The organism is Streptomyces sp. NPDC015661 (assembly GCF_043077765.1).
In the GTDB taxonomy this organism is placed as follows: domain Bacteria; phylum Actinomycetota; class Actinomycetes; order Streptomycetales; family Streptomycetaceae; genus Streptomyces.
On sequence record NZ_JBIBST010000012.1, the window covers coordinates 249,845 to 259,524 of the forward strand.

10 protein-coding genes and 1 pseudogene are annotated in these 9,680 nt (G+C 72.4%); 5 read left to right on the forward strand and 6 right to left on the reverse strand.

Going from position 1 to position 9,680, the window contains the following annotated elements:
- Window positions 1-130 precede the first annotated feature (130 nt).
- Entirely contained in the window at window positions 131-931 is an 801-nt protein-coding gene (locus ACF07V_RS30625) for a maleylpyruvate isomerase family mycothiol-dependent enzyme (RefSeq protein ID WP_392158926.1), read from the forward strand.
- Window positions 932-954: 23 nt separating this feature from the next.
- Here ACF07V_RS30625 and ACF07V_RS30630 read toward each other — a convergent pair whose 3' ends face one another.
- Window positions 955-1,362, reverse strand: a complete 408-nt coding sequence (locus tag ACF07V_RS30630) for a type II toxin-antitoxin system PemK/MazF family toxin (protein ID WP_392158927.1) — start codon at window positions 1,360-1,362, stop codon at window positions 955-957.
- 150 nt (window positions 1,363-1,512) lie between these two features.
- Here ACF07V_RS30630 and ACF07V_RS30635 point away from each other — a divergent pair, with 150 nt between their 5' ends.
- The 3 genes from ACF07V_RS30635 to ACF07V_RS30645 all read left to right on the forward strand — a co-directional run bounded on the left by ACF07V_RS30635 (window position 1,513) and on the right by ACF07V_RS30645 (window position 4,507).
- Window positions 1,513-1,944, forward strand: coding sequence for a PucR family transcriptional regulator (locus ACF07V_RS30635; RefSeq protein ID WP_392158928.1), 432 nt, complete (start codon window positions 1,513-1,515; stop codon window positions 1,942-1,944).
- Window positions 1,945-2,261: 317 nt separating this feature from the next.
- Complete coding sequence (locus ACF07V_RS30640; protein ID WP_392158929.1) at window positions 2,262-3,560, forward strand: NAD(P)/FAD-dependent oxidoreductase; 1,299 nt, start codon at window positions 2,262-2,264, stop codon at window positions 3,558-3,560.
- Window positions 3,561-3,733: 173 nt separating this feature from the next.
- On the forward strand, window positions 3,734-4,507 hold the full coding sequence (locus ACF07V_RS30645) for a GNAT family N-acetyltransferase (RefSeq protein WP_392158930.1): 774 nt from the start codon (window positions 3,734-3,736) through the stop codon (window positions 4,505-4,507).
- Window positions 4,508-4,585: 78 nt separating this feature from the next.
- On the opposite strand, the gene ACF07V_RS30650 is transcribed toward ACF07V_RS30645, so the two are convergent.
- Window positions 4,586-4,867: a hypothetical protein gene (locus ACF07V_RS30650; RefSeq protein ID WP_392158931.1), complete on the reverse strand. Its 282-nt coding sequence runs from the start codon at window positions 4,865-4,867 to the stop codon at window positions 4,586-4,588.
- Window positions 4,868-5,155: 288 nt separating this feature from the next.
- Entirely contained in the window at window positions 5,156-5,779 is a 624-nt protein-coding gene (locus tag ACF07V_RS30655) for a LysE/ArgO family amino acid transporter (RefSeq protein WP_392158932.1), read from the reverse strand.
- Window positions 5,780-5,848: 69 nt separating this feature from the next.
- On the opposite strand from ACF07V_RS30655, the gene ACF07V_RS30660 reads away from it, so the two are divergent.
- Entirely contained in the window at window positions 5,849-6,754 is a 906-nt protein-coding gene (locus ACF07V_RS30660) for a LysR family transcriptional regulator ArgP (RefSeq protein WP_392158933.1), read from the forward strand.
- Window positions 6,755-6,830: 76 nt separating this feature from the next.
- Here ACF07V_RS30660 and ACF07V_RS30665 read toward each other — a convergent pair whose 3' ends face one another.
- The 3 genes and pseudogenes from ACF07V_RS30665 to ACF07V_RS30675 all read right to left on the reverse strand — a co-directional run.
- The gene (locus ACF07V_RS30665) at window positions 6,831-7,274 is read right to left on the reverse strand and encodes a hypothetical protein (RefSeq protein WP_392158934.1); all 444 of its coding nucleotides are present in this window, start codon (window positions 7,272-7,274) and stop codon (window positions 6,831-6,833) included.
- Window positions 7,275-7,668: 394 nt separating this feature from the next.
- Window positions 7,669-9,414: an FG-GAP-like repeat-containing protein gene (locus tag ACF07V_RS30670; protein WP_392158935.1), complete on the reverse strand. Its 1,746-nt coding sequence runs from the start codon at window positions 9,412-9,414 to the stop codon at window positions 7,669-7,671.
- Between the two features lie 9 nt (window positions 9,415-9,423).
- A pseudogene (locus tag ACF07V_RS30675) lies at window positions 9,424-9,680 on the reverse strand (hypothetical protein); the annotation flags it as partial.

Consider the following 9,680-nt stretch of genomic DNA (forward strand, 5'->3'; position numbering starts at 1 on the left):
TGCGGCGGTCCGCAACCGGGACCGCCCGGCGCGCGTGTCGATCATCTGAGAAGTGCGAAGCGAGAAGCCGTTGTCCGCCACGGCCGTCACGGGGTTCGGCCCCTCGGTCGCGAGGATCAGGAGCCGTTCCATGCCGGATGAGATCCCGGATCAGATCATCCTTCGTCCCGTCACCGCCGACGATCTCGGCCGGTACGAGCGGGAGTTCGGCGGGCCGGAGGGCGGGGGCGACCGCCAGCGGTCCGGATTCCGGGTGCTCGAAGCGTTCGAGCGGGAATGCGGGGCCCTCGGTGACGCGGTGGCCGGGCTGTCCGAGGCCGAGTGGAACCTGCCGACGCGCTGCACTCCCTGGACCGTACGCGACCTGCTCGGGCACGTCTGCGTGGTGATCGACTGGCTTCCGGCCATGCTGGACGCGCCCGCACCCGACGAGGCGGAGATCTCCGCGACGGAGTACTACCGCCCGGACGACCGCTTCTCGCCCCGGACCAACGGCAAGCGGATCGCCCTGGCCCAGGAGCGTGCGGCGGGCTCGGCCGACGGCGCCGGCGGCGCCGGCTTCGCCGGAGACTTCGCCGCGACCTGGCGGCGGGCCGCCCGGTCGTGCCGGGCCCAGGCGGGCGGTCGAACCGTGCGGACACGCCATGGCGACGCCATGCTCCTGTCGGAGTTCCTTCTCACCCGCGTCGTGGAAGTCGCCGTCCACGGCCTCGATCTGGCCGACGCGCTCGGCCGCGAGGCCTGGCTCACCCCGGCGGCCGGTGACGTCGTGACGGAGCTGCTCCTGGGTGCGGAGCAGACCACGGCTGTCGACGAGCTGGGGTGGAGCCGCCCCCGCTTTCTGCGCAAGGCCACCGGCCGGGAGCCGCTGGACGAGGCGGAGGCCGCGCAGATCGAGCGACTCGGCATCCGCCGGCTCGCCCTGGGCTGACCGGTCGGGACGGGAGGTGCCCGCTAGGCGCCGAGTCCTCCGCGACGGAGCGCGTCCCTGATCCCGTGGAGCGCGGCGGTGGTCGTCGGGGTCCCCTCCCTGCGCTGTCCGGCGGCACGGACGGCTTCTTCGACCTCGCCGAGCTTCGCGGAGGACAGCACGCCCGCCCGCTCGGTCAGGTCGTCCCGGGTCACGGTGGTCAGCCAGGTGCAGGGGGTGAAGCCGGGCTGCGGGAACGCGAACCGCAGCACGCCGTCGAAGGGCAGCCCTTCCGGGGGGCCGACGGCCACCTCGACGCCGAGGCCGCCGATGTCGACGCCCGCCGGCGCGACCACCTGCATCGCCCGGAACCCGGACGGTTCCTCGTCCGACAGCAGCACGTACGGGCGTCGCTCGTCGGAGTCGACCCACCAGACCTCACCGCGGTGCATGTGTCCTCCTTCGCCGGGGGCCGGGTGCGGCCGCCGGCGATCCCGCCGAGGCCGCGGGTCAGCGTAGACCGTGCCCCTCCCGAGGGTCCCTGACAGCCCTCGGGAGGGGTGCTCGAAGGGGCTTCAGGCGGGTCAGTTCCAGAAGCCGGTGTGGATCTCGCGGGCCGCGGCGCCCCCGCCGCCGACGCCGCCGGACTCGCCCGCGCCCTGGAGGAGTCCCGCCACGCCGCCCGCCTCGCGGCCCTCCGCCCCGCCCGCCTGGCCCTGGTCACGGCACGCGCGCTCGACTCACACCTGCTGCTCCTCGCCGGCGTCCCCGCCGACATCCGCGCCTCCTACCGGCGACGCCTCCTCGGCCCCCTCCAGGAGTACGACGTCGAGCACGGCGCCGACATGGTCCGCACCCTGACCGTCTTCCTGGAACACAACGGCGCCCGGCGCACCGCCGCGGCCGCCCTCCACATCCATGTCAGCACCCTCCACTACCGCGTCGGCCGCATCCAGCAGCTGACCGGCCGCGACCTCTCCACCGCCCGCGACCGGGTCGACCTCTACCTGGCCTGCGCGATCGACGAGGGCTGAGCGGGGACGCGTGACGCCCGGCGGGCGGGTTCCGGGCGCGGCCATTGAAGTGATCTTGCCGGCGCCTCGCTGCCGGGCAGGGGTGCCGGCAGCCCCCTTGTCATGCCTGAGCAGGAACGTTCTGTTCTTCGCCGGTCGCCTCGTCGGCACTCCCGCCAAGGAAGCGGAACCACTCCCTCCGAGCCGCTAGCGTCCCGGTCGAACGCCGGATCCGCGTACGGGTGCACCTTTTCGTCCTCCGGCGTCCGATCGTTGCTTTCCCTCCGGAGACCGACGCTCCTGTCAGTACCTGAACTCGCCTGCGAAGGAGGCACAGAATGCGTGCCGACGTAGTGGTCGTCGGAGCCGGGATGTTCGGCTCGGCCGCCGCCAAGTACCTCGCCCGGGCCGGCGCGGACGTCCTGGTGATCGGCCCGGAGTCGCCCGGCCGTGACGCGGCGGCGCCGCTGGCGGCGTACGGTGCCCACTCCGACGAGGCCCGGATCGTGCGGCGTCTCGGCTGGGACCGGCTCTGGGGCACTCTGGACGCCCGCTCGGCCGACCGCCTGCCCGCACTGGAAGCCGAGTCGGGCATCGACTTCTTCACCGAGTGCGGAGCCCTGGCGCTGATGGGCAAGGGCGTCCGGGACCGCACACGGGAGATGCTCCGGCTGTGCGACGCCGCCGACGTCGCGGTGGAGGAGGTCTCGGAAGCGGCTCTGCGGCGGGAGTTCCCCGATCTCGGACTTCCCCCGGTCGTGGGAGGGACGGACGGCCTCCTGGAACGCCGCAGCGCCGGGTACCTCAATCCGCGGCGCATGGTGCGGGCCCAACTGGCCCTGGCCGCAAGGGCGGGCGCGCGGCTGGTGCGCGGAGCGGTGACGGCGGTGCGCGAGGCCGGCCCGTCCGGGGCGTGGATCCTCCATGCGGAGTCGGACGGCACGGAGTTCACGGTCGAGGCGGAGAAGGTCCTGGTCGCGTCCGGGGCCCTCGTCAACCGCACCGGTGCGCTGCCGGCCGGTCGAGAGCTCGACGTCCAGGCGTACACCGAACCCAACCTGCTCCTCGAAGTCGACGAGGGGCAGCTGGAACGGCTGCGGAGCCTTCCCACGGTCGTGGTCGTCGACCCCGAGGACGCGGGCAACGACAACCTCTCGGCGTACCTCCTGCCGCCGGTCCGCTACCCCGACGGCACGTGGTACCTGCGGATCGGCCGCGGAATGCAGCCCCTCGTACGGGAACTGCGCACCGCCGCGGAGTCGCTGTCCTGGTGCTCGGCGCAGACCGTCACACGGGAACAGGCCCTGTTCCTCAGGAACATGACGCGCACACTGGTCCCCTCGCTGGAACCGGTCTCCGTCCGCTCGGCCTGCTGCGTGGTCGACAAGACACCCACCCGCTCCCCGTACATCGGCGCGCTCGACGGGGACGAGGGCCTGAGCGTCGTCGTCGGCGGGAACGGTCACGGCGCACGCGGCTCCGACGAGATCGGCCGGCTCGCCGCGACGGTCGTCCTGGGCGAGGCGTGGGACTTCCCCCTTCCCCCGGAGCTCTTCGCCCCCCGAAGGGAACCCCGGACGACAGGCCCCGGATCCGGCCGACCCGACTACCTCACACCGCCGTTCGGGCTCTGCTGAGGGGGATCGCCCGCGGCAGGGCGAGGGTGCGTCGTTCGCGTTCGGGGCCCCATCCCCGGGTGCGGCCGCGGCCTCCACCTCTGCGCCGCTCCGGGGCCGGCCTCCAGGTGGCCCAGTCGGCCGGTGTCGAATTGGCCTGTGTGGGAAGGCAGTTGCGCACTAGCGTAGGCACCATGACAACAAGATCCACTTCGGCCGGACAGCCCCTGTCCGTGACCTTGGCCGAGGCGCCGATGCGTCAGGCACGCAACTCCGCCGCTCTTTGGATCGCGACCGGACTGTCCCGGGGGCACGAGGTCGTCCGACGCCGCGGATTCGTCGCGGTCGACGGCGACGAGCGTGCCGGCACGCGGATCCTGATCCAGGAGCCCGACCTCGACCCGGACGAGCTGGCCGAGCTGAGCGAGCTGGCGCGCCGAGCCGCGGGCCCGGTGAACGCCGAGGATCCGTTCAGCTCGACCGACCTGAGCCACCTGGGCATGCGCAGCTGGCAGATGCCGGTCATGCTGCGCCGGCCCGGGCCCGTCGGCGAACCGGCGCTCGACGTGATCAGGGTGCGGCGGCCCGAGGACCTCCAGGCGGCCGAGCGGATCTCGATCGAGGGCTTCGAGCTGGACGGATTCACGCCCTACCGGCCCGGCGAGCTGTTCCCGACGGCGTTCATCGAGCAGCCGGGCGTGGACGTGTTCGTCGCCTCGATCGACGGGGTGCCCGCGGGAGCGGGCGTCACGGTCGTGGACGGCGGCATCGGCAGCCACTACTGGGTCGGCACGTCGTCGGCGTTCCGGTCGCGTGGGGTGGGGCGGGCCGTCATGCTCGGCTCCCTCGCCCACCTGGCGGACCTGCCGGTCACCCTCACCGCCTCGAAACTGGGCAGGCCGCTGTACGAGTCGCTGGGCTACACCGTCGCGGCGCCCGCGACCTGGTGGGGGCCTCCGCTCCCGTGACACCGCCGCCGTGAGACCGGCGGGCCCGCCACACCCCGCAGGGCCGGACGCGTCGGCCCTGCGCGGATCCGGGCTTCGTCAGCGATCCGCCACGCGCACGATCTCCTTGACGATCGTTCCGACACCGGACACGAAGTGGAAAATGGATCCGGTGGCCAGGATCAGGGCGCCGAACAGGATCCAGCCACCAGGACCGCTGTCCACCTGGAGGTCCGAACCGCTCGTCCCGGGGTTCCCGACGGGCGCCCGCACCATGTCCCTGGCGACATGGGCGGCGCCGACCGCTGCATGGGCGGCTCCGGCAAGGGCCATGCCGAGGGCACCGATGGCGAACCATTCCGCTCGTCCGATCTCGTCCATCGTTCTCGCCTCCTCGCCGGTGAGGTGACCTCACCGTCACCCCTGATCCTCGAATCGATGCGAACGGGCCGCCAGGGGCCGGAAGGGGCAGAGCGGAGGGCCGATGGGCCCATCCCGCCTGCGCTCCGGCCGGGACGACGCCGAAGGCGCACACCGCCCGCCTCCCCACGAGGGGCGCGGCGCCGGTTCCGTCGCCTGCCGCATCCGCTCCCGTGGTACGGCGTCGCCGTGGGGGCCTGAAGCTGCGGCGCCTGGCCCCGCACCGGGCGCGCCCGTGCCGGAAGCGGTCTACGCCCCCGCGACCAGCATCGCGCCCATCGCCAGCATGGTCGTGGCGACCAGGCCGTCCAGTACCCGCCAGGCCCTGGGACGGGACAGTACGCCGGACAGCAGGCGGGCGCCGAAGCCCAGCGCGAAGAACCAGCCCAGGCTGGCCAGCGCCGCGCCCGCGCCGAAGGCCCAGCGCAGATCGCCGCGGTCGGAGGCGAGCGAGCCCACCAGGAGGACGGTGTCCAGGTACACGTGCGGGTTCAGCCACGTCATGGCCAGGCAGGTCAGGACCGCCCGCCGGGCGGATCCCGCGTCCGCGCCGCCGGCCGTGAGCGAGGCCGCCGGGTCCGGCCGCAGCACCCGCCGGGCGGCGAGGAATCCGTAGCAGAGCAGGAACGCCCCGCCCGCGAGACCGACCGCGGTCAGCGCCGCCGGCCAGGCCGTGACCACCGCGCCCACCCCGGCGACGCCGAGCGCGATCAGCACCGCGTCGGAGACGGCGCAGATGGCGACGACCGCGAGGACGGCGTGGCGGCGGACGCCCTGGCGCAGGACGAAGGCGTTCTGGGCCCCGATGGCCACGATGAGGGAGAGGCCCGTACCGAACCCGGCGAGTACGGCGGCGACGATGCTGCTGGTCATGCCTCCGACCGTACGAAGCGCCCGGGAACCAGTACAGCTAAAGATTCTTACGTATCCTTAGCCCTACTTATGGACGAGCTTCCCCTGGACCAGGTCAGGACCCTGCTCGCGGTGGTCGACGAGGGCACCTTCGACGCGGCGGCCGCCGCCCTGCATGTGACCCCGTCCGCCGTCAGCCAGCGCGTCAAGGCCCTGGAGCAGCGCACCGGGCGGGTCCTGCTGATGCGTACCAAGCCGGTACGGGCCACCGAGTCCGGCGAGGTCGTGGTCCGGTTCGCCCGGCAGCTGGCCCGGATGGAGCGGGACGCCCGCGCCGAACTGGGTCTTGCGGCGGAGCAGGGCCCGGCGCGGGTCCCGGTGGCGGTCAACGCGGACTCCCTCGCCACCTGGTTCCTGCCCGCGCTCACCCGCGTGCCGCAGGAGCGTCCGGTCTGCTTCGAGCTCTACCGGGAGGACGAGTCCCACACCACCGCCCTGCTGCGCGAGGGGCGGGTGATGGCGGCCGTCACCTCCTCGCCCGACCCGGTGGCCGGCTGCACCGTACGTCTCCTCGGCCTCGCCCGCTACCTGGCCGTGGCCACTCCGGAGTTCGCGGCCCGGCACCTGACCGGCACCCTGGCCGAGGACCTGAGCGAGGCACCCACCGTGGTGTTCGACCGGCGCGACGAACTCCAGGACACCTTCGTCCGGTCCCTCACCCGTGGCCGGTCGGGGGCCGGACGGATCCGGCACATGGTGCCGGCCTCGGACGGGTTCCGGGACGCGGTGGCCGCGGGCCTCGGCTGGGGCCTGGTGCCCGAACCCCAGGCCGCGCCGCTGCTGCGGACCGGCCGGCTGGTGGAGCTCGCCGCCGGTCGGCCCATGGACGTCCCGCTGTACTGGCAGCAGTGGAAGCTGGACTCGCCCGCCCTGTCCGCGGTGGCCGAGGCGGTCGCGGCGGTCGCCGCCGAGTCACTGCTGCCCGGGGGCCGGTGAGCGGGTGGGGCCGAGGCGGCGTCCCGCACGCGGCACGCTCTCACGGGCCCCCCGCGGGTTCCGCAACGCCGCCTGCTCAGTGCTTGAGCAGGACCTTCGCACCCACGATGACCAGCCCCAGCACGAGGTTGACCGCAGCGGTCACCACGATCAGGCGGCGCGGGGCACCGAGTCGGGCGAGGCCGGTGGTGGCCCAGAGGACCTGCTCCGCCAGGGCGACGACGAGCCCGGCCCACGCGGTGCCCTGGGGCCCCAACCCCAGGGCGGGGCACACCGCGATGGCGACGGCGGGCGGGACGGCGGCCTGGACGATCGGCCACTCCCTGCGTGCCTCACGGCGGACCGTCGCCCACGACAGGGCCTGGTCGGCCAGCCGCACGCCCACGACACGGGCGTAGACGTGCGTGATCCAGAAGACCAGGCCGGTGGTGAGGAGCATGACCACCATCTGAAGCCGGGGAAAGGGGCCGAGCGTCCCGGCCGCGGCGATGACCGACGCGGCCAGGAGGGAGCCGTACACCGCACCCGAGTAATCCCGGTTCGATGCCTTCGCTGATGCGGGACTTCGGTGATTCATGGCCTCAGCATGCCGAGCGGGCAGGCGCAAACGGCGGCAACGCACCCATGCGAGGAATCCAGGGCCGGTGCGACGGCGGTGCGGAGCTGTTCGAGTGACCGGTGAGAACTCCAAGACCCCTCTGACAAGGATCGCCCCCACCAGCTGGTGTGCCCTCGGTGTCGCCGCCCCGGCCGCCTCCGCGGCCGTCCACGCGGTCGCGGGTGTCGCACGCATCGCCCACGATTCTGCGGGCGCAGCCCGAGCCCGGCCCCGCGCCTCCGGGCGGCGTGGAACCGGGCGCGATGACCGGACGCGGCGGCTCTCCCGCTCGCCGCCGCCGGCGCCGCACTCCGGCTCAGCGCAGCAGGTCGGTGCTGGAGAGTCCCGATCCGGCCTTGACCATGGCGGCGAAGGTGGCGTTTCCGTTCAGTGTCCCGCTTCCGGCGTAGAACTGGAGGGTTCCGGCGCCGTCCCGGGCGAGCAAGTCCGGTCTGCCGTCGCCGTTGACGTCTCCAGGAGCGAACACCGTGTTGTAGATCTGCCAGCCGTGGCCGATCTGCGTCCGCGTCCCCAGCGTCCCCGTGCCCGTTCCGGGGTACACGAACAGCGCTCCGGCCGCGTCGCGTGCGATGACGTCGGCCTTGCCGTCTCCGGTGACGTCGCCCGGGGCGAGCACGGTGTCGTAGATGCCCCAGCCCTGCCCGATGCGGATCTTGGCGTCGACCTTGCCGTCACCCTTGCCCGGGACGAGGTAGAGGTCGCCGTTGTCGAAGGCGACGAGCAGGTCGGCGAGGCCGTCGCCGTTCATGTCGGGGCTGGAGTTCAGCGTCGTCGACGCCTGCCATCCCCAACCGACCTTCTGCGGCGTGGAGAAGAACAGTTCGCTCGTGTGGCCGGGGTGGAAGAAGAGGTCTCCGGCGCTGTTGATCGAGTACAGGTCTTCGCCGCCGCCGTCGTGGTCGACGCCCCGTCCTATCAGGCGCAGATCGCCCATGCCGGCGCCCACCTTGCAGGAAACGGGGTCCAGTACGCCGTTGGAACGTCCGAAGTGGCGCCAGAGATCGCCCGCCGCGTCGCGGCGGAGCATGTCCGCCATGCCGTCGTCGGGGTTGTTGCAGAACGACCAGGTCGCGGCGCCTCGGTAGGCGTAGTGGTCGGAGACCGAGGAGTTCTGCGGCAGGGCGTCGCCGGCGACGTTCTTGAAATGGTCCTTGCTGAGGAAGATGTAGTCGAGCTTGGCCTCCGGGTCGGGGGTCTTCGCCATCAGCGTGGGTGCGCCCGAACGGCAGTGCCCTGAGGGTGGGGTGAGCGAGGAGCACGCGGCGGTGAACCGGCTCGTGTCCGTCTCGTCGACCTCGGTGAAGCGGCCGGTGCCCCCCGAGTGGCTGTAGAAGGAGTCGAGGACCGGAGAGAGCGGCGCGTTGGCCTGGCCGCCGCTGTATCGGGGGTTGAAGTCGCCGCCCAGGACGACGGGGATGCCCCGGTCGATCCAGGAGTTCGCGGCTGCCCCCAGCGTCTCGGCCTGCTGCTTCGCGACAGAGGTGCTGTCGGAGTACAGATGGACCGAGCAGCTCCGGGTCGTGCGCCCTTGAAGGGGGGCGTCCACGCAGAGGGCCGTCCAGCGCTCCGTGCCCTTCTCCAGACCCGTGGCCAGATCGATGACTTGGGGGTTGGTGGCGGTCCCCTTCGTGAACACGGCGAGGCCGTAGTCGCCCTCCACCGCATTCGGAACGGCGTTGTCCTTGCAGAGGTCCTGAGAGGCGTCCCCGGCGGGGGTCTGGGTGACCGTGAAGGAACCTGTGTAGCCAAGTGAGCCCAGCTTCTGCTCCAGCCCGGTGAACTGCGTTCGGCACACCTCCTGGAGGAGGACGACGTCCGTCTTCCAGGCCACGGTCTCGTCGTACACCTTCTGGACACGGTTGGTGACCTCGTCCGCGGTGGAGCTGCATGCCTCCCAGCTGCCACAGATGTTGTAGCTGAGGAAGCGCAGGACGGGTGCGGAGGCCGTATTGACGGTGTCCGCCTGGGCGGAGGGGGCGAGAGGGGCGATCAGACCCACCGCAGCGAGGGCGCAGGCGATCGCTGTTCGACGAATGCGCATGGCGAGTCCTCAGCTGTAGATGTTGTAGCCGTAGCCGATCTTGGTGGGGCCGGTGAAGGTGCCGTCGCCGATGCCCATGTGGGAATAGAGGTCGCCGTTGGCGTTGCGGGCGATGATGTCGGCGACGCCGGTGTTGTTGATGTCGCCGGGGCCGGTGATGGCGTTGTACTGGTTCCAGCCGCCGCCGAGGTCGGTGCGTCCGGTGAAGGTGCCGTCGCCCTTGCCCATGTAGGAGTAGAGGTGACCGTCGGTGCCGCGGGCGAGCA